Annotated in this window: 16 protein-coding genes; 8 read left to right on the top strand and 8 right to left on the bottom strand. The window is 59.4% G+C overall.

Translation table 11 applies throughout. From position 1 onward, the window contains the following. Positions 1 to 117 precede the first annotated feature (117 nt). Positions 118 to 948: an NADPH-dependent 7-cyano-7-deazaguanine reductase QueF gene (queF, locus tag HUW52_RS11490; protein WP_175553683.1), complete on the bottom strand. Its 831-nt coding sequence runs from the start codon at positions 946 to 948 to the stop codon at positions 118 to 120. A 61-nt stretch (positions 949 to 1,009) separates the two neighbouring features. Beyond that, positions 1,010 to 1,543 (bottom strand): plastocyanin/azurin family copper-binding protein, encoded by a 534-nt coding sequence (locus tag HUW52_RS11485; RefSeq protein ID WP_175553682.1) that lies wholly within the window; start codon positions 1,541 to 1,543, stop codon positions 1,010 to 1,012. Between the two features lie 165 nt (positions 1,544 to 1,708). Between HUW52_RS11485 and HUW52_RS11480 the strand changes: the two genes are divergently transcribed. Both HUW52_RS11480 and HUW52_RS11475 read left to right on the top strand, forming a co-directional pair. Continuing rightward, a complete protein-coding gene (locus tag HUW52_RS11480) occupies positions 1,709 to 2,389 on the top strand; it encodes a heavy metal response regulator transcription factor (protein WP_016986731.1) in 681 nt (226 codons plus the stop codon). Next, positions 2,389 to 3,738: a heavy metal sensor histidine kinase gene (locus HUW52_RS11475; RefSeq protein WP_175553681.1), complete on the top strand. Its 1,350-nt coding sequence runs from the start codon at positions 2,389 to 2,391 to the stop codon at positions 3,736 to 3,738. Before HUW52_RS11480 ends, HUW52_RS11475 begins: the two co-directional genes overlap by 1 nt. Positions 3,739 to 3,860: 122 nt before the next feature. Here the strand turns inward: HUW52_RS11475 and HUW52_RS11470 are convergent, their stop codons facing one another. From HUW52_RS11470 to HUW52_RS11460, 3 genes are all read right to left on the bottom strand, one after another. Continuing rightward, a complete protein-coding gene (locus HUW52_RS11470; RefSeq protein WP_175553680.1) occupies positions 3,861 to 5,105 on the bottom strand; it encodes a lipoprotein-releasing ABC transporter permease subunit in 1,245 nt (414 codons plus the stop codon). A 63-nt stretch (positions 5,106 to 5,168) separates the two neighbouring features. Further along, entirely contained in the window at positions 5,169 to 5,867 is a 699-nt protein-coding gene (gene lolD / locus HUW52_RS11465; protein WP_016986734.1) for a lipoprotein-releasing ABC transporter ATP-binding protein LolD, read from the bottom strand. Beyond that, positions 5,860 to 7,110: a lipoprotein-releasing ABC transporter permease subunit gene (locus tag HUW52_RS11460; protein ID WP_150730818.1), complete on the bottom strand. Its 1,251-nt coding sequence runs from the start codon at positions 7,108 to 7,110 to the stop codon at positions 5,860 to 5,862. Before HUW52_RS11460 ends, lolD begins: the two co-directional genes overlap by 8 nt. 94 nt (positions 7,111 to 7,204) lie before the next feature. Here HUW52_RS11460 and HUW52_RS11455 point away from each other — a divergent pair, with 94 nt between their 5' ends. After that, positions 7,205 to 7,786 (top strand): PilZ domain-containing protein, encoded by a 582-nt coding sequence (locus HUW52_RS11455; RefSeq protein WP_016986736.1) that lies wholly within the window; start codon positions 7,205 to 7,207, stop codon positions 7,784 to 7,786. Between the two features lie 14 nt (positions 7,787 to 7,800). Continuing rightward, the gene (locus tag HUW52_RS11450; RefSeq protein WP_007910500.1) at positions 7,801 to 8,523 is read left to right on the top strand and encodes a glycerophosphodiester phosphodiesterase; all 723 of its coding nucleotides are present in this window, start codon (positions 7,801 to 7,803) and stop codon (positions 8,521 to 8,523) included. A gap of 42 nt (positions 8,524 to 8,565) precedes the next feature. On the opposite strand, the gene sthA is transcribed toward HUW52_RS11450, so the two are convergent. Both sthA and HUW52_RS11440 read right to left on the bottom strand, forming a co-directional pair. Beyond that, positions 8,566 to 9,960, bottom strand: coding sequence for a Si-specific NAD(P)(+) transhydrogenase (gene sthA / locus HUW52_RS11445; protein WP_038362239.1), 1,395 nt, complete (start codon positions 9,958 to 9,960; stop codon positions 8,566 to 8,568). Between the two features lie 197 nt (positions 9,961 to 10,157). Continuing rightward, positions 10,158 to 11,102: an FAD:protein FMN transferase gene (locus HUW52_RS11440; RefSeq protein WP_256668166.1), complete on the bottom strand. Its 945-nt coding sequence runs from the start codon at positions 11,100 to 11,102 to the stop codon at positions 10,158 to 10,160. A gap of 162 nt (positions 11,103 to 11,264) precedes the next feature. Here HUW52_RS11440 and HUW52_RS11435 point away from each other — a divergent pair, with 162 nt between their 5' ends. Further along, positions 11,265 to 12,566, top strand: coding sequence for an MFS transporter (locus HUW52_RS11435; RefSeq protein ID WP_016986740.1), 1,302 nt, complete (start codon positions 11,265 to 11,267; stop codon positions 12,564 to 12,566). Positions 12,567 to 12,735: 169 nt separating this feature from the next. Here HUW52_RS11435 and HUW52_RS11430 read toward each other — a convergent pair whose 3' ends face one another. Continuing rightward, positions 12,736 to 14,199 (bottom strand): glyceraldehyde-3-phosphate dehydrogenase, encoded by a 1,464-nt coding sequence (locus HUW52_RS11430; protein WP_016986741.1) that lies wholly within the window; start codon positions 14,197 to 14,199, stop codon positions 12,736 to 12,738. A 354-nt stretch (positions 14,200 to 14,553) separates the two neighbouring features. Between HUW52_RS11430 and mfd the strand changes: the two genes are divergently transcribed. From mfd to HUW52_RS11415, 3 genes are read left to right on the top strand one after another with little or no spacing between them, the layout of a single operon-like run. Continuing rightward, a complete protein-coding gene (gene mfd, locus HUW52_RS11425; protein WP_175553679.1) occupies positions 14,554 to 18,003 on the top strand; it encodes a transcription-repair coupling factor in 3,450 nt (1,149 codons plus the stop codon). Positions 18,004 to 18,013: 10 nt separating this feature from the next. Continuing rightward, complete coding sequence (locus tag HUW52_RS11420) at positions 18,014 to 18,595, top strand: CsiV family protein (RefSeq protein WP_102902242.1); 582 nt, start codon at positions 18,014 to 18,016, stop codon at positions 18,593 to 18,595. A gap of 11 nt (positions 18,596 to 18,606) precedes the next feature. Continuing rightward, positions 18,607 to 21,297: a DEAD/DEAH box helicase gene (locus tag HUW52_RS11415; RefSeq protein ID WP_175553678.1), complete on the top strand. Its 2,691-nt coding sequence runs from the start codon at positions 18,607 to 18,609 to the stop codon at positions 21,295 to 21,297. Positions 21,298 to 21,333: the final 36 nt, after the last annotated feature.

The raw sequence follows: 21,333 nt of genomic DNA, 5'->3' as shown, positions 1-21,333 counted from the left end.
CTTTGGCAATGCGTTCCCCTGTAGGAGTGAGCCTGCTCGCGATAGCGGTGTGTCAGTTAACATCATCGTCAGCTGACACACCGCTATCGCGAGCAGGCTCACTCCTACAGTTGATCTTTATTGACGCACGAGGCGGTGGTTCGGCAGCTGTACGTTTTCGGTGCTGCGATACGGATTGATATCCAGACCACCGCGACGCACGTAACGGGCAAATACGGTCAGCTTTTCTGGCTTCAGCAGTCGTTGCAGATCAAGAAATATCCGCTCCACACACTGCTCATGGAAGTCCGAGTGCTGACGGAAGCTGACGATATATTCCAGCAAACTCGCATGATCCAGCGCCGAGCCGCGATACTCCACCACCACCGTGCCCCAGTCCGGTTGGCTGGTCACCGGGCAATTGGATTTGAGCAGATGGCTATACACCGTCTCCTCGACAATCCGCGACGCATCGCAACGCAGCAGTTCCGGGCGCGGATGCTCATAGTTGCTGACGCTGATATCCAGATCGTCGATGCACATGCCCGGCAACGCCACGACGCCTTCCGCTTCCACGTCCTTCAGGCTGCGAACCCGCACGCCCACCGGCTTGCCGGCAGCGGCAGAAAGGTCCTTGACCAGCGTTGCTTCCAAAGAGGCAACGTCGGCAAACGCCGTCTGGTTCAGCGAGTTCAAATACAGCTTGAACGACTTCGATTCGATGATATTCGGCGAATCCGCCGGAATGCTGAATTCGCCAATCGCCACCACTGGCTTGCCGGATGGCAACAGCCACGACAGCTCGAAGCAGTTCCAGAAATCCACACCTTTATACGGCAGGGTTTCGGCGGTCAGGCCCAGCTCGGCCCATTTCGCGGTGCGCGGAATCGGGAACAGCAGGGACGGTGTGTACGTGGCGATGTATTCGCTGGATTTGCCCAGCGGCGAGTGTTCGGCTGCGGGATGCATGGCGGAAACCTGACTGAAGAATCAGCGGATTCTACCAGCCTTTGCCCGCGCCTTTGAGTGCTTACTGACTGACAGTCAGTTTGCCGACCATGCCCGCCTGATAATGCCCGGGAATATTGCAGGCGAATTCCAGGCTGGTGGCCTTGCTGAAGGTCCAGGTCAGTTCGGCTGTCTTGCCCGGTTCGACCAGCACACTGTTCGGGTCGTCATGCTTCATGCCATGGCCCATCGCGGCGTGATCCATGCCGGCCATGTCGTGGGACATTTCCTTCATGCCGGTAGGCGTAAGCATGCCGCTTTGCTGCATCTGCAACATTTCCTGCTGGTGTCTGGCGTGCATCGACGCGTCACCGAGGTTGAATTCGTGCAACAACTGGCCTTTATTCACCAGCACAAAGCGAACGGTCTCACCGGCCTTGATCTGAATGACCTTGGGATCGAAGGACATATCGCCCATCACCACCTCAATGCTACGCGTGGCTTTGGCGGCAGGCGCTGGCTGGCCGAAATCGTAGGTGTGGGCGGGTGCGGCCCACACTGGCGAACTCAGCGCCAACAGACAGGCAGCCAACGTCAGGGATTGGCGTAAAAACATGGTCGTTCTCCAACAAGATAAGGTTCAGCCTGTGGGAAACTCTAGCCGGCCTGCGCTGGCATCTAGCTGACAGGCAGATTACAACTTTGTCAGGTTGGCGCTTGCCGCGTGCTCTCACGGTATAAAGCTTTCAATCGAATCCCCCCCGAATAACCCGAGTCGCCCATGAAACTGTTGATCGTCGAAGACCAAGCGAAAACCGGCCAATACCTGCGCCAGGGCCTGACCGAGGCCGGGTTCAATACGGAACTGGTGGCCGACGGCAACAGCGGTCAGCAACTGGCACTGACCGGTGATTATGCGCTGTTGATCCTCGACGTGATGCTGCCCGGTCGCAGTGGCTGGCAGATTCTGCAAGCGGTGCGCAGTGCCGGGCTGGATACGCCGGTACTTTTTCTCACGGCCAAAGACGCCGTGGAAGACAGGGTTCACGGCCTCGAACTGGGCGCTGATGATTATCTGGTCAAACCCTTCGCCTTCTCCGAGTTACTGGCGCGGGTGCGCAGTCTATTGCGTCGTGGCAGCGCCACGCCGCAGGAAACCAGTCTGCAAATGGCCGATTTGCGTCTGGATCTGATTCGCCGCCGGGTCGAGCGAAGTGGTCAGCGTATCGACCTGACCGCCAAGGAGTTTGCCCTGCTGGAAATGCTCCTGCGTCGCCAAGGCGAAGTGCTGCCGAAATCGCTGATCGCCTCACAAGTCTGGGACATGAACTTCGACAGCGACACCAATGTCATCGAAGTGGCAATCCGCCGTTTGCGCCTGAAGATCGACGACGAATTCCCCAACAAGCTGATCCACACCGTGCGCGGCATGGGTTACGTGCTCGAAGAGCGTGGCGCCTGATGCGTCGGTTGTCCCTGAGTTCGCGCCTGGCCTTGTTGTTTGCCGCGTGCACCGCTGTGGTTTCGTTGTTCGCCGGGGTGTTGTTCAACCGCGCCAGCGAGGCGCACTTCATCGAACTCGACCAACAGCAACTGGACGGTAAGCTGATTGGTCTGCGCCGAGCGCTGCAGGATCTTCAGCCTGCTCAGCGTGAAGCACGGCTGGCGGATGAACTCAGCCGTCAGGCCGATCTGTCGCTGCGCATTACCGGCACTGACGGCCAGCGCTGGTATGACAGTTCGACGCAAATCCCCAAGGATTTGCCGCAACAATCCGGCCTGTCGACCATAAGCCATGACGGCACCGATTACCGCGTGCTTAACGCCCAGCTCTACCCGGACAAAGCCGATTCACCGCAACTGTCCTTGTTGCTGGACATCACCCATCACCAACACTTCCTGCAACGCATGCAGCACCTGATCTGGCTGACCGTCGGGTTGTCAGCGCTGGCGACGGCGTTGCTCGGTGCCTGGGCAGCACGCAGCGGCTTACGGCCATTGCGACGCATGAGTGCAGTTGCCCGTGGGATTTCCGCACAATCGCTGAATGCCCGACTCCCAGAAGAACAAATGCCACCCGAGCTTGCGGAAATGGCCCACAGCTTCAACGCCATGCTCGCACGCCTCGACGACTCGTTTCAGCGGCTCTCGGCGTTTTCCGCCGACATCGCCCATGAACTGCGCACACCGCTGTCAAACCTGCTCACTCACACCCAAGTCACCCTCACCCGCCCACGGCCGATCGAGGATTACCGCGAAGCACTGCACAGCAACCTCGAAGAGCTGCAATGGATGGCGCAACTGGTCAACGACATGTTGTATCTGGCCAAGGCTGACCATGGCTTGCTGATGCCCAAGCGTGAACCGCTGGAGCTGGCGGATGAGAGCGACGTGTTGCTGGAATTTTTTGCACCATTGGCGGAGGACGCCGGGGTCAAACTGAGCCGCGCGGGCAATGCGCGGATTGAAGGTGACCGCAGTATGTTGCGCCGGGCCTTGTCGAATTTGCTGGATAACGCGCTGCGCTTTACCCCGATTGAGGGTTATGTGAGCTTGCGGATCGTTGATCAACCGAACGCCGTGGGCATTTCAGTCGAGAACAGTGGCGAAGGGATTTCTGCAGAGTTGTTGCCGCGGCTGTTTGACCGGTTTTACCGGGCCGATCCGGCGCGGCAGGAAGGCAGCAGTGAGCATGCGGGGTTGGGGCTGGCGATTACTCAATCCATCGTCCGTGCCCACGGTGGGCAGATTCGTTGCGAATCGGAGGCGAAATGGACGCGGTTTGTGATTGAGCTGCCCAAGCAGAATTGAGGCCAGCCATTCAGGCCCCTTCGCGAGCAAGCTCGCTCCCACAGGTATCGAGTTGAATCACAATTGGTGAACGACCCAAAACCCTGTGGGAGCGAGCTTGCTCGCGAAGACGGACTTGAAACTCAGGAATATCTCAGCGCGTGAGCCGGCTCGATCTTCGCCGCCCGCCACGCCGGATACACCGTCGCCAAAAAGCTCAGAATAAAGCCCGCCGAGCAGATCAACAGCACATCCCCACCCTGCAATTCCGACGGCAGATTGCTGACGAAATACACGTCCGAGCTGAAAATATGCTGCCCGCTCACACGCTCGACCCAGCCGACCAACTCACTGACATTCAGCGCGGCGATTACGCCCAACACACCGCCAATGATGGTGCCGACAATCCCGATCACCGTGCCTTGCACCATGAAGATCGCCATGATCTGCCGTGGCGTGGCGCCGATGGTGCGCAGGATGGCGATGTCCGCACCCTTGTCGTTCACCACCATGATCAGGGTCGCGATGATGTTGAACGCCGCCACCGCGACGATCATCAGCAACAACAGGCCGATCATGGTTTTTTCCATTTTCATCGCGCTGAACAGGCTGCCCTGGGTGTGGGTCCAGTCATCAGCCTTGAAATTGGCGCCCAGGCCGGCGGCGATGTCCGAGGAGACTTTCGGTGCGGCGTACAGGTCTTTCACCGCCAGACGCACGCTCTGTACCTGATTCGGCTCCCAGTGCTGCATGGTTGCGGCGTCAGCCACATGGATCAGGCCCATCGAGCCGTCCAGTTCAGCGCCAACCTTGAACACGCCGACCACGTTCAGACGCTGCATACGCGGGGTGATGCCACCCGGTGCGGTGCTGACTTCCGGCACGATCAGGGTGATTTTGTCGCCGACGTTGAGGCGGAAGCGTCGCGCGGTGATTTCACCAATCACCACGCCAAACTCGCCCGGTTTCAAGGCATCAAGACGACCCTGCACAATGTGCTGGGCAACAATCGACACTTTGCCTTCCTGCGCCGGATCAACGCCGCTGATCTGGATCGGCTGCATCAGGCCCTTGTAGGACAGCATGCCTTCCATCTCAGTGAACGGCACGGCCGCAGTCACTTCAGGATTCTTCATCGCGGCAGCAGCCACAGGCTGCCAGTCCTCAATAGGCTTGACGCCAACGATGGTCGCGTGCGGCACCATGCCGAGGATGCGCGAGCTCATTTCGCGCTGGAAGCCGTTCATCACCGACAACACCACGATCATCGCCAGCACGCCGAGGGCGAGGCCGATCATCGAGGTCATCGAAATGAACGAAACAAAGCGATTGCGGCGCTTGGCGCGGGTATAGCGCGTGCCGATAAAGATCGATAACGGTCTGAACATTCGCTGGGGCACCGTATAAAAATAAAAGACCCGACGCCGTTTCCGGCGTCGGGTTTCAGCCAATCAGATAGGCGTGAGGCGACCTTCTTGCAGGTGCAGTACGCGATCCATCTGGCGGGCCAGGTTCATGTCGTGAGTCACCACCAGAAACGCCGTGCGCATTGAGGTGCTGAGTTCCAGCATCAAATCCTGAATGCCCTGGGCGGTGTGGGAGTCGAGGTTGCCGGTCGGCTCGTCGAGCATCACCAGACCTGGCTTGTTCACCAGAGCGCGAGCAATGGCGACACGTTGACGCTCGCCACCGGACAATTCCGCCGGTTTGTGTTCCAGACGATGACCGAGGCCGACGCGCTCCAGCAATGCCGTGGCACGCTGACGCGCTTCCGGGATCGGCGTCTTGCCGATCAGCAGCGGCATGCAGACGTTTTCCAGCGCAGTGAATTCCGGCAGCAAGTGGTGGAACTGGTAGACGAAACCGAGCGAACGGTTACGCAGCAGGCCACGTTTCTTCTCGCTCAGCGCCGACAGCTCTTCACCGTCGAGCCAGACGCTGCCCTTGGTTGGCGTATCGAGGCCGCCGAGCAGGTTGAGCAAAGTACTTTTGCCCGAACCCGAAGTGCCGACGATCGCGACACGCTCGCCCGGGTGCAACTCCAGTTGCAGGCCGGCCAGTACTTCTACCGATTCCGGGCCTTCCTCGTAGGATTTGCCCAGGTTGCGGCAGCTCAAGATTGCTTGTTCACTCATGCCCGACTCACTCATAACGTAGCGCCTCCGCCGGCTGGGTGCGCGCGGCACGCCAGGCGGGATACAGGGTGGCGAGGAAACTCAGGACCAACGCCGCCGCACAGACCATGACCACATCCTGGCTCTGCACCTGCGACGGAAGATAATCAATGAAATACACGTCAGCATTAAGGAATTTGTGGCCGATCAGGCCTTCCAGTGCCGAAATCGCCGCGCTGACGTTGAGCGCGGCGAGAATCCCGAGCACCGCGCCAATCGCCGTGCCGACCACACCGATCACCGTGCCTTGCACCATGAACGTGCGCATGATCGTGCCCGGCGTTGCGCCCAATGTGCGCAGAATGGCGATATCGCCCTTCTTGTCGTTGACCACCATCACCAGCGTGGAGATGATGTTGAACGCTGCGACGGCGACGATCAGCAGCAACAGCAGGCCGATCATGGCTTTTTCCATACGGATTGCCTGATACAGATTGCCGTGGGTGCGCGTCCAGTCACGGGCGTAGTAATGGTCTTCGCCGAGTTGCTGGGCAATGTTCCATGCCACACGCGGCGCCTGGAACAGGTCGTCGAACTTCAGGCGGATGCCCTGCACCTGATCAGGCTTCCAGCGGTGCATCTTCGCCAGATCCTGCAGGTTGGTCACACCCAGATAACCATCGAGCTCACCGGCGCCGACATGGAAAATGCCGACCACGGTGAAGCGCTTCATGCGCGGGAACATCCCGGCCGGGGTCACACTGACCTCCGGCGCAACAAAGGTGACTTTGTCACCGATGCCCACGCCGAGCTTGGTCGCGGCCTTGTCGCCGATGACGATGCCGAAGCTGCCCGGCGTCAAATCGTCGAGTTTGCCCTGCTTCATGAAGTTATCGATGATCGACACGTTGCGCTCGAGCGCAGGGTCGATGGCGTTGAGCAACACCTTGGACACCTGACCGTTATTGGTCAGCAGGCCCTGCATCTGGGTGAACGGCGCAACCGCCGTCACCTGCGGGTTCTGCTTGACCTTGGTAGCCAGGCTTTGCCAATCGTTGATCGGCTCAGTGGATTCAATGGTCGCGTGGGGCACCATGCCCAGCACGCGGGTGCGCATCTCATGATCGAAGCCATTCATCACCGACAGCACGACGATCATCACGACCACGCCAAGGGCGAGCCCGATCATCGAAGTCAGGGAAATGAATGACACAAAATGATTGCGACGCTTTGCACGGGTATAACGCGTGCCGATAAATACGAAGAGAGGTCTGAACATGTCGGGGCTTGTTCGGAGGGAAAAGGAACGTCCTTGTGGCGGGGGTCGATAACCAGCTTTACACTCAGACCACCGCCGCTACCATGGGTTCGCCATGTCGACATTAGATGAAGAAGATCGCCGCGAATACTACCGTATCGAGGACACGATCGCACTGGAAATTCGGCCCCTGTCCGCTCCCGAAGCCGCAGGCCAGGAAGTGTTGCAGGATGCTTCCCCACTCTTCAACCTGCTCAGCGAACTGCACCTGAGCGAATTCGAGTCGCAGCACTTGTTGCGCCAGATCAGCGAGCGCGATCGGGCCATCGCCGCGTTCCTGAAATCCCAGAACAAGCGCATTGACCTGCTCAGTCAGGTGGTCGCCCTGACCGTGCTCGGCCATATCGGCGAGCCGCAACCGGTGATCATCTCCGAGGGTGGAATCGACTTTCAGTACCCGACGCCGATTGCCACTGGCGCACACCTGTCGGTGAAACTGGTATTGATGCCGCAAGCGCTGGGCCTGCTGCTGCGCGCCCGCGTCACCCATTGCGACCGCAAGGGCGAGGGTTATGACGTCGGCACCGAGTTCGAACACTTGACCGATGCCCAGCGCCAGTTGCTCGCCCGCTATATCTTGCAGAAGCAGGCTCAGGAACGACGTCTGGCCCGCGAACAGAACGAATCAGGCATTTAATTTAAGGAAGAACCGTGACCCTCATCTACGGCCACCGCGGCGCCAAGGGCGAAGCACCGGAAAACACCCTGAGCAGTTTTCAGGAATGTCTCAAGCACGGCGTGCGCCGCTGCGAACTCGATCTGCACCTGTCCAAGGACGGCGAGTTGATGGTCATCCACGACCCGACCCTCAAACGCACCACGGAACGCCGCGGCAAAGTCGTTGAACACACCGCCGCCGAACTGGTGACGTACGACGCGCGCAAGGGCGGCCCGGGCTGGATCAAGCCGTGCCCGATTCCGACGCTGGAAGAATTGTTCGAGAAGTGTGATTTCGAGCACTGGCAGCTGGAGGTCAAAAGCGCTTCACGCACCCGCGCGGCAACCACCGTGCTGGCGATTCGTGAAATGGCCCAGCGCCATGGCCTGCTCGACAAGGTGACGATCACCTCGAGTTCGCGGGAAGTGTTGAAAGCGGCGCTGGATCTGGTGCCGGACGTGTCGCGCGGACTGGTCGCCGAATACGCCTGGCTCGACCCATTGAAGGTCGCGGCGAGCTATGGCTGTGAGATTCTTGCGCTGAACTGGACCCTGTGTACGCCGGAACGCCTGCAGAAGGCGCAGCGTCAAGGGCTGCATGTGTCGGTGTGGACCGTCAACGAGCCTGCGCTGATGCGCAGGCTCGCCGACTTCGGCGTTGACAGCCTGATTACAGACTTTCCCGGTTTGGCCACTGCCACGCTCGAGAATTGCTGAAATCGGTCTCCCCGGCCGGCTCAGGCCACCGGCCGGAGCCCGTCAAAAAAGCCGGTTGAGGCCGTCGTACGCCGCTACCCGATAGGCTTCGGCCATGGTCGGGTAGTTGAACGTGGTGTTGACGAAGTACTTCAGCGTGTTCAACTCGCCCGGCTGGCTCATGATCGCCTGACCGATGTGGACGATCTCCGACGCCTGATAACCGAAGCAGTGAACGCCCAGCACTTCCAGGGTTTCACGGTGGAACAGGATCTTCAGCATGCCTTGCGGCTCGCCGGCGATCTGTGCACGCGCCATGCTCTTGAAGAACGCCTTGCCGACTTCGTAAGGCACTTTGGCCTGAGTCAGTTCCTGCTCGTTCTTGCCGATCGAGCTGATCTCCGGAATGGTGTAAATGCCGGTCGGCACGTCATTCACAAAGCGCCAGCTACCGTTATCGACGATGCTGCCAGCGGCCGAACGGCCCTGGTCGTGGGCGGCACTGGCCAGGCTCGGCCAGCCGATCACGTCACCGGCACCGTAGATGTTCGGCACGCAGGTGCGGTAAGCCTCGTCGACTTCGATCTGGCCACGGCTGTTGACCTTGACGCCGATGTTTTCCAGACCCAGCGTGTCGGTGTTGCCGGTACGGCCGTTGCACCAGAGCAAGGCATCGGCCTTGATCTTCTTGCCAGACTTGAGGTGCAGGATCACGCCGTTGTCGACGCCTTCAACGCGATCGTAATCTTCGTTGTGGCGCACGGTGATGTTGTTGTTGCTGAAGTGGTAGCTCAACGCCTGGGAAATTTCCGAGTCGAGGAAGCTCAGCAACTGACCACGGTTGTCGACCAGTTCAACCAGTACGCCCAGACCGCTGAAGATCGAAGCGTATTCGCAACCGATCACGCCAGCGCCGTAAACGATCAGTTTGCGCGGGGTGTGGTTGAGGCTGAGGATGGTGTCGCTATCGTAGATACGCGGGTGGTGGAAATCGATGTCCGCCGGGCGATAAGGACGCGAACCGGTGGCGATGATGATGTGCTTGGCCACCAGTTTTTCAACCACGCCGTTGGCGCAGACCACTTCGATGGTTTGCTCGTCGGCGAAGCTGCCGGTGCCGAAGAACACGTCGACGCGGTTACGGGCGTAGTAGCCGGTACGCGAAGCGACTTGTTTGGAAATAACCTTTTCGGCGCTTTTCAACACGTCCGGGAAGGAGAACCAGCGTGGCTCGCCGATCGCCCGGAACATGGGATTGGTGTTGAACTGCATGATCTGCCGCACCGAATGACGCAGTGCCTTGGACGGGATGGTGCCGAGGTGGGTGCAGTTGCCGCCGACCTGGCGACGGCTGTCGACCATCGCGACCTTGCGCCCTGCTTTGGCGGCGTTCATTGCCGCGCCTTCTCCCGCCGGGCCGGAACCCAGTACCACCACGTCGTAGTTGTAGACAGCCATGCGTACTCCTCAGAACAGGCCGCGGTGCCAGCAGCACCGGCGGCTAAATCACGCCGAACGGCGGCGCGAAGGAACAATTGGGGGTCAATCAAGAACCCGGACACAGTCTATAGAAGCGTCAACGCCGCGCACATTAACCCTTGGTCGCGTCGTAGGCTACTTTTGCCTGCACTACAACGCCAGCTTTCGTATTGTTCTCAGTCATTTTTTGCGCCACTGAGGCGCTCGAAAGCCTTGTTGGTACGAATGACAAAACCTGTATCGGCACGAATCACAAAGAATGCACCAATCTCATGTTTTTCGGCATAGTCCCACGCCCTTTCCGGGCCAAGAATCAGAAACAGCGTCGATAGTCCATCGGCCATCAGCGCTGAAGGATGAATCACCGTGACTGACGCCAGGCTGTGTAGGACCGGTGCCCCCGTGCGGGCATCAAAGGTGTGGGAATAGCGCCGACCGTCCTGCAGGAAATAGTTGCGGTAGTCGCCGGAGGTAGAAACGCCGTAGCCGTCGACATTGATGATGCGTTCGGCGACCTGTTGATCGTCACGGGGTTCTTCCAAAGCGATGCGCCAGGGTGAGCCGTCGAGTTTTCTGCCTTTGGCCTTTAATTCACCTGTGGCTTCGGCCAAGTAGTCTTGAATGCCCATGGCGTCGAGCCTCGCCGCGATAGTGTCGACGGCATAACCGGCAGCGATGCTGTTGAAATCGACTTCGACGGCGGCGTCTTTGCACAACTGATCGCCATTGATGCGCAAGTGCTGATGACCGACGCGCGACATCGCCTCGGCGAGTGCGGCGGCGCCAGGGACTTTCTCTTCGCGCCCCTGGGGGCCGAATCCCCAGAGATTCATCAGCGGTTCGACAGTGAGGTCGTAGGAGCCTTCGCTTTGCACTGACAGCTGTTCGCCAACGCGGACCAATTCAAGGACCGATGCAGGCATTTTCTGACAGCGGTTCGCGGGCAAAGCGTTGAAGCGTTCGATGCCCGAATCATTGCGATAGGTGGATAACTGCCGATCGACTTCGCCGAGGATACCCTCCACTTCACTGCGAACATGCGCTGATTCAGGCATGCCGGCGTGGCGCACGTACTTGAGCGAATACGTGCTGCCCATGGTCGGCCCGCCGAAGCTTTCCATGGAGTCGCCATTGCCGCAGCCAGCCAATAGGCCAGCCAAAATCACAAGCCCAAGCAACCGTCCAGTGAACAATTATTCATCTCTCCGTAAAACCACGGCGGCCATTATGAATTAAAGGATCTGCAACATCTTTATACAAAATCCAATAGTGAGTACCTGAACATGTCCTCCACCACGGGCAAAGGCAAAGCGATCTTTCGCGTTGTCAGCGGCAACTTTCTCGAAATGTTCGACTTCATGGTCTATGGCTTCTACGCCACAGCCATCGCCAAGACCTTCTTCCCCACTGATAGCGCTTTCGCGTCGTTGATGTTGTCGCTGGCGACTTTTGGTGCCGGCTTCCTGATGCGACCGCTCGGGGCAATCTTCCTCGGCGCCTACATCGACCGTCATGGCCGTCGTCAGGGACTGATCATCACCTTGGCGCTGATGGCTGCCGGTACGGTGCTGATTGCCTGCGTACCGGGCTATGCCACCCTTGGTGTCGCTGCGCCGCTGATCGTACTGTTCGGTCGCTTGCTGCAAGGCTTTTCGGCTGGCGTGGAGCTGGGCGGTGTCTCTGTCTATCTGGCAGAAATCGCCACACCGGGCCGCAAGGGCTTCTTTGTCAGCTGGCAGTCTGCGAGCCAACAAGCGGCAGTGGTCTTCGCCGGTTTGCTCGGCGTCGGCCTCAATCATTGGCTGAGTCCGGAACAGATGGGTGACTGGGGCTGGCGCGTGCCGTTCCTGATCGGCTGCATGATTGTGCCGGTGATCTTCGTCATTCGTCGTTCGCTGGAAGAAACCCCGGAATTCCAGGCACGGAAACATCGCCCTACCCTGCGGGAAATTGTCCGCTCGATCGGTCAGAACTTTGGCATCGTTATCGCTGGCATGGCGCTGGTGGTGATGACCACGGTGTCTTTCTACCTGATCACCGCGTACACCCCGACCTTCGGCAAGGCTGAGCTGCACTTGTCGGACTTCGATGCGTTGCTGGTGACGGTGTGTATCGGTCTGTCGAACTTCTTCTGGTTGCCGGTGATGGGTTCGGTGTCTGACAAGATCGGACGTAAACCCCTACTGCTGGCGGCGACGATTCTGGCGATTCTCACCGCATATCCGGCGCTGTCGTGGCTGGTGGCGAACCCGAGTTTCAGCCATTTGCTGATCGTCGAGTTGTGGCTGTCGTTCCTGTACGGCTCGTACAACGGTGCGATGGTGGTGGCGCTGACCGAGATCATGCCGGTGGAAGTGCGTACGACCGGGTTCTCGCTGGCCTATAGCCTAGCGACGGCGACGTTTGGCGGGTTTACCCCGGCGGCGTGTACGTATCTGATTCATGTGCTGGATAACAAGGCTGCGCCGGGGATCTGGCTGAGTGGCGCGGCGGTGTTGGGGTTGATTGCGACGCTGGTGCTGTTTCGTGGCAACAAGCATGAACTGCGCACGGCGCAAGCGGCCATACCCGGCGGCGCTCGATAAATCGCTTTCGCGAGCAGGCTCGCTCCCACAGGGGATTTTCTAAGCGCCACAGATCCAGTGTGGGAGCGAGCTTGCTCGCGAAGGGTCAGCACTGACAACACAGCTCTAAAAGGCACACAAACAAAAACGCCCCGACCTAGGTCGGGGCGTTTTCATGTGCAGCTAAGGCTTAGCGCGGGAACGCAGGCGGATTCACATCAGCCATATCTTCCATCACGCGGATAACCTGGCAGCTGTAACCGAACTCGTTGTCGTACCAGACGTACAGAACAACGCGGTTGTCCTGCACGATGGTCGCTTCAGCGTCGACCACACCGGCGTGGCGCGAGCCAACGAAGTCGGTCGAAACCACTTCCTGCGAATTGACGAAGTCGATTTGCTTGTGCAGATCAGAGTGCAGCGCCATGTAGCGCAGGTACTCGTTCATCTCTTCACGGGTGGCGGCTTTCTCAAGGTTCAGGTTGAGAATGGCCATCGACACGTTTGGCGTTGGAACACGGATCGCGTTACCGGTCAGTTTGCCGGCCAGCTCAGGCAGGGCCTTGGCAGCAGCGGTGGCAGCACCGGTCTCGGTGATGACCATGTTCAGCGCGGCGCTACGACCACGGCGATCGCCCTTGTGGAAGTTGTCGATCAGGTTCTGGTCGTTGGTGTACGAGTGAACGGTTTCGACGTGACCATTGATGATGCCGAACTTGTCATTCACAGCTTTGAGCACCGGCACGATGGCGTTGGTGGTGCAGGAAGCGGCGGAGACGATCTTGTCGTCAGCGGTGATTTCACCATGGTTGATGCCGTGAACGATGTTCTTCAGCTTGCCTTTGCCAGGCGCGGTCAGAACGACGCGGTCGATACCCGGGCACTGCAAGTGCTGGCCCAGACCATCGGCGTCACGCCATACACCGGTGTTGTCCACCAGCAGCGCGTCTTTGATGCCGTACTGGGTGTAATCCACTTCAGTCGGGTTCTTCGCGTAGATCACCTGGATCAGGTTACCGTTGGCGGTGATGGTGTTGTTTTCTTCGTCGATGGTAATGGTGCCGTTGAACGAACCATGTACCGAGTCGCGACGCAGCAGGCTGGCGCGTTTGGTCAGGTCGTTTTCGGCGCCTTTGCGCACGACGATGGCGCGCAGACGCAGGCCGTCGCCACCACCGGTTTTTTCGATCAGGATGCGCGCCAGCAGACGGCCGATACGACCGAAGCCGTACAGCACAACGTCGGTGCCTTTACGTGCGGAAGCGTTTTGCTGGCCAACCACGTCAGCCATTTCTTCACGAACGAACTGCTCGGCGCTGCGGCCATTGCCTTCGTTGCGGAATTTGAACGCCAACTTGCCCAGATCTACCGAAGCCGCGCCGAGCTTGAGCTCGCTCATGGCTTTGAGCAGCGGGAATGTTTCGTGGACGGAGAGTTCGCTGTCGTCGGAAGAACGGTGGCGCGCAAAGCGGTGAGCTTTGAGAATCGCGATGACAGACTGGTTGATCAGGCTGCGGCCATAGATCGAGCTCACCACGTTGTTATTGCGGTAGAGCTGACCGATAAGCGGAATCATCGCTTCTGCGAGTGCTTCACGGTCGATCCATTCACCAAGACACTGGTCGGGCTTCTGAGTCACGGTAACCTTCCACATGTAGGGGCAGAAAAAAGGGGCTACATTATGCCGCCGACAACCTCCTGTAGCAATGCGCGCTTGTCGCGAAATCGGTAACAAAATTCCGTTCAAAAAAATTACGCCCCTCTCAAGCCCAGTAAAACCGGGGCTTTCAGCGCAGTCAATTTTTCGACGACTGTTAGACGATGTCTGTAACCCTCCGTAACACCACCCCGTTTCGGCACTACATAACCACAAAAAAACTGCTCGTTTTTATGGTTACCACTACATTTCGTCCAAACAGCGAAGATAGACGTAGTCTGCAACTGACAGGCGGCACCCGACGCCGCTACAATTACCGACTTTGTCGCAAAGCCTGGAGCTCAACCTTCCGTGCCCGTTCTGCGTCTACCGCTACTCCCTGCCGAGGCAGGTAAACAGCATTGGGGCAATCTGCCCGGTGCTGCCCTCAGCCTGGCGATTGCCGAGGCTGCCAGCGCTGCCAAGCGCTTCACCCTGCTACTGACCGCCGACAGCCAGAGCGCTGAACGACTGGAACAGGAGCTGAGTTTCTTCGCCCCGGATTTGCCCGTTCTGCATTTCCCTGACTGGGAAACCCTGCCGTACGACCTGTTCTCGCCGCACCAGGACATCATTTCCCAGCGCATCGCCAGCTTATACAGGCTGCCGGAACTGGCGCACGGCGTGCTGGTGGTGCCGATTACCACGGCGTTGCACCGCTTGGCGCCGACCAAGTTCCTGCTCGGCAGCAGTCTGGTACTGGATGTCGGCCAGAAGCTCGACGTTGAACAGATGCGTTCGCGACTCGAAGCCAGTGGCTATCGCTACGTCGACACGGTTTATGAGCACGGCGAGTTCACCGTACGCGGTGCGCTGATCGACCTGTTCCCGATGGGCAGCAAGTTGCCGTATCGCATCGACCTGTTCGATGACGAAATCGAAACCCTGCGCACCTTCGACCCGGAAAACCAGCGCTCCATCGACAAGGTCGATTCGGTCAAGCTGCTGCCAGCACGTGAGTTTCCGCTGCAGAAAGACGCGGTCACCCGCTTCAAGGCACGCTTTCGCGAGCGTTTCGACGTCGACTTCCGGCGCTGCCCGATCTTTCAGGATCTGAGCAGCGGCATTACTCCGGCCGGTATCGAGTACTACCTGCCGCTGTTCTTCGACGAAACTTCGACGCTGTTCGATTACCTGCCGCAGGACACCCAGGTGTTCTCGCTGCCGGGCATCGAGCAAGCGGCGGAGAATTTCTGGAACGACGTGCGCAACCGTTACGAAGAGCGCCGCGTCGATCCATCGCGTCCTTTATTGCCACCAGCGGAATTGTTCCTGCCGGTGGAAGACTGTTTCGCCCGACTGAAGAGTTGGCCGCGTGTGGTCGCCAGCCAACAAGACGTCGAAACCGGCGTCGGCCGCGAGCGATTCCCCGCGCAGGCGCTGCCGAACCTGGCGATCGAAGCCAAAGCCACGCAACCGCTGGCGGCGCTGTCGACCTTCCTTGATGAATTCCCCGGCCGCGTGCTGTTCACCGCCGAATCCGCCGGCCGTCGCGAAGTGCTGCTGGAGTTACTGGAGCGCCTGAAGCTGCGGCCGAAAACCGTCGACAGCTGGCCGGACTTCGTCGCGAGCCAGGATCGCCTGGCGATCACCATTGCCCCGCTCGACGAAGGCCTGATGCTGGATGACCCGGCGCTGGCACTGGTCGCGGAAAGTCCGCTGTTCGGCCAACGCGTGATGCAGCGTCGTCGCCGCGAGAAGCGTGCCGACGGCAATAACGATGCGGTGATCAAGAACCTCACCGAGCTGCGCGAAGGCGCGCCGGTGGTGCACATCGATCACGGTGTCGGCCGCTATCTGGGCCTGACCATTCTGGAAATCGACAATCAGGCAGCCGAATTCCTCACCCTCGAATACGCCGAGAACGCCAAGCTTTACGTGCCGGTGGCCAACCTGCATTTGATTGCGCGCTACACCGGCAGCGACGACGCCCTGGCCCCGCTGCACCGCCTCGGCTCCGAGGTTTGGCAGAAAGCCAAGCGCAAAGCCGCCGAACAGGTGCGCGATGTCGCCGCTGAACTGCTCGACATCTATGCCCGTCGCGCCGCTCGCGAAGGTTACGCATTCGCCGACCCGAAAGCCGATTACGCGACCTTCAGCGCAGGCTTCCCGTTCGAAGAAACCCCGGATCAGCAATCGACCATCGAAGCCGTGCGCGAAGACATGCTCGCGCCGAAACCAATGGACCGACTGGTCTGCGGCGACGTCGGCTTCGGCAAGACCGAAGTGGCCATGCGCGCGGCGTTCATCGCCGTACACGGTGGTCGTCAAGTGGCGATTCTGGTGCCGACCACCCTGCTCGCCCAGCAGCACTACAACAGCTTCCGCGACCGCTTCGCCGACTGGCCGGTGACCGTAGAAGTCATGAGCCGCTTCAAATCGGCCAAGGAAGTGAATGCGGCGATTGCCGATCTCGCGGAAGGCAAGATCGACATCGTCATCGGCACGCACAAGTTGCTGTCCGACGACGTCAAGATCAAAAACCTCGGGTTGGTGATCATCGACGAAGAGCACCGTTTCGGTGTGCGTCAGAAAGAGCAGCTCAAGGCCCTGCGCAGCGAAGTCGACATTCTTACGCTGACCGCCACACCGATTCCGCGCACGCTGAACATGGCTGTGTCGGGCATGCGCGACCTGTCGATCATCGCCACGCCGCCAGCGCGACGCTTGTCGGTGCGCACCTTCGTCATGGAGCAGAACAAGAGCACGGTCAAAGAAGCCCTGCTCCGCGAACTGCTGCGTGGCGGTCAGGTTTACTACCTGCACAACGACGTGAAAACCATCGAGAAGTGCGCCGCCGATCTCGCCGAACTGGTGCCAGAAGCACGCATCGGCATCGGTCACGGACAGATGCGCGAGCGCGAACTCGAACAGGTGATGAGCGACTTCTATCACAAGCGTTTCAACGTGCTGATCGCCTCGACCATCATCGAGACCGGCATCGACGTGCCGAGCGCCAACACCATCATCATCGAGCGCGCCGACAAGTTCGGCCTGGCGCAACTGCACCAGTTGCGTGGTCGTGTCGGCCGTAGCCACCACCAGGCGTATGCGTATCTGCTGACGCCGCCGCGCCAGCAAATCACTTCGGACGCGGAAAAGCGTCTGGAGGCAATTGCCAATACTCAGGATCTCGGCGCCGGTTTCGTGCTGGCCACCAACGACCTGGAAATCCGTGGTGCCGGCGAATTGCTCGGCGATGGCCAGAGCGGGCAGATTCAAGCCGTCGGTTTCACGCTGTATATGGAAATGCTTGAGCGCGCGGTGAAATCGATCCGCAAGGGCGAGCAACCGAACCTCGATCAACCGCTGGGCGGTGGCCCGGAGGTCAACCTGCGGGTGCCGGCGCTGATTCCGGAAGACTATCTGCCGGACGTTCACGCGCGTCTGATTCTGTACAAGCGCATTGCTTCGGCCACCGATGAGGAAGGCCTGAAGGATCTGCAAGTCGAGATGATTGACCGTTTCGGCTTGTTGCCGGAACCGACGAAGAATCTGGTGCGCATCACGGCGTTGAAATTGCAGGCTGAGCAGTTGGGTATCAAGAAGGTCGACGGCGGGCCGCAAGGTGGGCGCATCGAGTTCGAAGCGCAGACGCCAGTTGACCCGATGACCCTGATCAAGCTTATCCAGAGCCAGCCGAAACGCTACAAATTCGAAGGCGCCACAATGTTCAAGTTCCAGGTGCCGATGGAACGCCCGGAAGAGCGCTTTAATACTGTAGAGGCGCTGTTTGAGCGCCTCCTCCCGAAAACTGTTTGAAGGACGCCCAATGCGCCTGTTTCGTTCGCTGACTTTGCTGCTGACCTCGCTTTTGATAACAGTGTCAGCACCCTCGGTTTTCGCCGATGACCTGTATCAGGTCGAAATGATTCTGGTGCGTCAGAACGCCGTGCCGGCGATCGTCAGCCGTGCCGCGCCGGAAGACTGGGCCGCTGGTGCCCAGCGCTTGGCCGATGACAGCCAGCGCACGCCTGCACTGAATGACGTGGTGACTAAACTCACCGCCAGCGGCGACTACAGCGTGCTGATGCACAAGGCCTGGCAGCAAACCCTTGGCGAAGCACCGGCAAAAGTTGCGGTCAGCGATGGTCAGGAGCAGTTCGGCCAGTTCCCGATCGAAGGCACGCTGGAGATGAAGCTCGGGCGCTTCACTGACGTCGCTGCCGATTTCTGGGTCAATCAGATCGACGCCAATGGCCTGGTCACCGCCAGCGAGCGCCTGAAACAGGACAGCCACACCAAGAACGGCCAACTCAACTATCTCGACAACGGCCATCTGGCCCTGCTGATCAAGATCACTTCCCTGACCGCGCCTGCGCCACGGGAAGCGCCTGAAGCGATTCCGGACTGATCGAAGTCCTTATGAACCCGCCGCTGAGTAAACCGTTGGCGCCCTCCTGGGTCAGCCGATTCAAGGAACAGAGCCTGGAGCGTGGCCGCCGCTACGCCGTGGAAAACCGGGTACGTATCGCCCAGGTCGGTGACGCGACCATCACCGCCAGTTGCGAAGGCTCTGGCGGTAACGTTTACCGTCAGACCATTCATCTTCGCGAGTCAGCCAAAGGCACCTTGCTGCTGGTTGATGCCGGCTGCACCTGCCCGGTGCGCACCAATTGCAAACACTGCGCCGCCGTCCTGCTGAAAGTGCAGGAAACCCTCGATTACCCCGCCGCTGCCAAAGACGCCGAGCTGCTGGAGAAACTCCAGGCCGTGCTGGAAAACCGCAGCCCGAAAGCCCCGCCGCAAGTGCTGGTAGACAACGTGCAGCCGTTGCCGCGCCTGTGGCTGGCCAGTGTCGAATTCAGCGCCTTCGAACCGCGCAACGGCAAAATGCAGCGCTACATTCAGCATCGCGCGGCGTTGTCGTTCAGTTATCTGGATGAGTACGTCAGCGGGCAGAAGAACAGCGACATCCTGATTCGTCAGGAGACCCAGACGCTGCGGATAAAACGCCACCCGGATGTCGAGCAGTCCTACCGCGAACAGTTAAGAATCCTCGGCTTTCGCATCGCCACGCGGCAGAGCAAAGCGCTGCCGGAAAGCGCCGGCGAGCTGTACGAGATGGTCAATGACAGCGCCTGGCTGACCTTCACCCTCAACGACCTGCCGAAACTGCGCAGCCAAGGCTGGGAACTGCAGATCGATGAGGAATTCGGCTTCGACCTGACCGCCGTCGATGACTGGTACGCCACCGTCGAACAGGTGCCGGAGCGCGACTGGTTTGATCTGGAGCTGGGGATCATCGTCAACGGTGAGCGTCTGAGCCTGTTGCCGATCCTGCTCAACCTGATGCGCTCACACGCGGAAATCCTCAACCCGGAACGCCTCGCCCGTCGCCGCGATGATGAACTGATTCTGGTCAACATTCCGCAACGCACCAGCGAGCACGGGCCGCTGCAGGTGGCGTTGCCGTTGGGGCGGTTGAAGCCGGTACTGATGACGCTCGGCGAGTTCTATCTGCAAGAACCGGGCGAAACCACACTGCGCCTGAGCAAGGCCGATGCCACACGCCTCAATTCGCTGGAAGGACTGCCGCTGCTGTGGGAGGGCGGTGAGCAGATCCGCACGCTTGCTCAGCGCCTGCGTGATATTCGTGATTTCAGCGCAGAGGCTCCGGAAGGCCTGAACGCGACGCTGCGCCCTTATCAGCTCGAAGGTTTGAGCTGGATGCAATCGCTGCGGCAACTGGAAGTCGGCGGGATTCTTGCGGACGACATGGGCCTGGGTAAAACCCTACAGACCCTGGCGCATATTCTTAGCGAGAAAAACGCCGGGCGCCTGGACCGCCCGTGCATGGTGGTGATGCCGACCAGCCTGATTCCCAACTGGCTCGATGAGGCGGCGCACTTTACCCCGCAACTGAAAGTGGTCGCGCTGTACGGCGCCACGCGTAAAAAGCACTTCGACAATCTGGCGGATTACGACCTGATCCTCACCACTTACGCACTGCTGCCCAAGGACGTCGAGCGTCTGACCAAGCAGCCGCTGCATGTGTTGGTGCTGGACGAGGCGCAGTACATCAAGAACCCCAACAGCAAAGCCGCACAAGCGGCGCGCGAATTGAATGCGCGCCAGCGTCTGTGCCTCAGCGGTACGCCGCTTGAAAACCACTTGGGTGAACTCTGGTCGCTATTTCACTTCCTGCTGCCGGGCTGGCTCGGCGACGTGAAAAGCTTCAACGCCGATTATCGTGTGCCGATTGAAAAGCGCGGCAGTGAAGTCAGACTTCAGCACTTGAACGGTAGGATAAAACCCTTCCTGCTGCGTCGCACCAAGGAACAAGTGGCCACCGAGCTGCCGCCGAAAACAGAGATCATCCATTGGGTCGATCTCAACGAAGCACAGCGCGATGTGTACGAAACCATGCGCCTGGCGATGGACAAGAAAGTCCGCGACGAGATCACTCGCAAAGGTGTGGCCCGCAGTCAGATCATCATTCTTGAAGCGCTGCTGAAATTGCGTCAGGTTTGCTGTGATCTACGCTTGGTCAATGACGCCACCCTGCCCGCTCGCGGCAGCACGTCAGGCAAGCTCGACAGCCTGATGGAAATGCTTGAGGAATTGTTTGAGGAGGGTCGGCGGATTCTGCTGTTTTCGCAGTTCACCTCGATGCTGTCGTTGATCGAGCAAGAGCTGAAAAAACGCAACGTGTCCTACGCACTACTGACCGGCCAGACCCGTGATCGGCGTACGCCAGTAAAGGAATTCCAGAGCGGCAAGCGTCAGATTTTTCTCATCAGCCTGAAGGCTGGTGGCGTCGGCTTGAACCTGACCGAAGCGGATACAGTGATTCACTACGATCCGTGGTGGAACCCGGCAACCGAGAATCAGGCGACCGACCGCGCATATCGAATCGGCCAGGAAAAACCGGTATTTGTTTACAAGATGATTGCCCGGGGCACAGTGGAAGAGAAGATTCAGCACCTGCAGAAGGAAAAGTCCGACTTGGCGGCGGGCGTGCTGGACGGGCGCAAAGCCGGGGACTGGAAGTTGCAGAGTGATGATATTGAAGCGTTGTTTGCGCCGTTGCCGGATAAGCTCGACAAGCGTTGAGATTTGCGTCGCCAGTTAGATAGCTTTCGCGAGCAG

The organism is Pseudomonas sp. 43A (assembly GCF_013363935.1).
GTDB lineage: Bacteria > Pseudomonadota > Gammaproteobacteria > Pseudomonadales > Pseudomonadaceae > Aquipseudomonas > Aquipseudomonas crudilactis.
This window is presented reverse-complemented; position numbering and strand designations above follow the sequence as displayed.

What these genes read in the sequence shown, in the direction of transcription:
- queF (WP_175553683.1), bottom strand. Translation starts at nt 948, where the DNA reads ATGCATCCCGCAGCCGAACACTCGCCGCTGGGCAAATCCAGCGAATAC.
- HUW52_RS11485 (WP_175553682.1), bottom strand. Translation starts at nt 1,543, where the DNA reads ATGTTTTTACGCCAATCCCTGACGTTGGCTGCCTGTCTGTTGGCGCTG.
- HUW52_RS11480 (WP_016986731.1), top strand. Translation starts at nt 1,709, where the DNA reads ATGAAACTGTTGATCGTCGAAGACCAAGCGAAAACCGGCCAATACCTG.
- HUW52_RS11475 (WP_175553681.1), top strand. Translation starts at nt 2,389, where the DNA reads ATGCGTCGGTTGTCCCTGAGTTCGCGCCTGGCCTTGTTGTTTGCCGCG.
- HUW52_RS11470 (WP_175553680.1), bottom strand. Translation starts at nt 5,105, where the DNA reads ATGTTCAGACCGTTATCGATCTTTATCGGCACGCGCTATACCCGCGCC.
- lolD (WP_016986734.1), bottom strand. Translation starts at nt 5,867, where the DNA reads ATGAGTGAGTCGGGCATGAGTGAACAAGCAATCTTGAGCTGCCGCAAC.
- HUW52_RS11460 (WP_150730818.1), bottom strand. Translation starts at nt 7,110, where the DNA reads ATGTTCAGACCTCTCTTCGTATTTATCGGCACGCGTTATACCCGTGCA.
- HUW52_RS11455 (WP_016986736.1), top strand. Translation starts at nt 7,205, where the DNA reads ATGTCGACATTAGATGAAGAAGATCGCCGCGAATACTACCGTATCGAG.
- sthA (WP_038362239.1), bottom strand. Translation starts at nt 9,960, where the DNA reads ATGGCTGTCTACAACTACGACGTGGTGGTACTGGGTTCCGGCCCGGCG.
- HUW52_RS11440 (WP_256668166.1), bottom strand. Translation starts at nt 11,102, where the DNA reads ATGGAAAGCTTCGGCGGGCCGACCATGGGCAGCACGTATTCGCTCAAG.
- HUW52_RS11435 (WP_016986740.1), top strand. Translation starts at nt 11,265, where the DNA reads ATGTCCTCCACCACGGGCAAAGGCAAAGCGATCTTTCGCGTTGTCAGC.
- HUW52_RS11430 (WP_016986741.1), bottom strand. Translation starts at nt 14,199, where the DNA reads ATGTGGAAGGTTACCGTGACTCAGAAGCCCGACCAGTGTCTTGGTGAA.
- HUW52_RS11420 (WP_102902242.1), top strand. Translation starts at nt 18,014, where the DNA reads ATGCGCCTGTTTCGTTCGCTGACTTTGCTGCTGACCTCGCTTTTGATA.
- HUW52_RS11415 (WP_175553678.1), top strand. Translation starts at nt 18,607, where the DNA reads ATGAACCCGCCGCTGAGTAAACCGTTGGCGCCCTCCTGGGTCAGCCGA.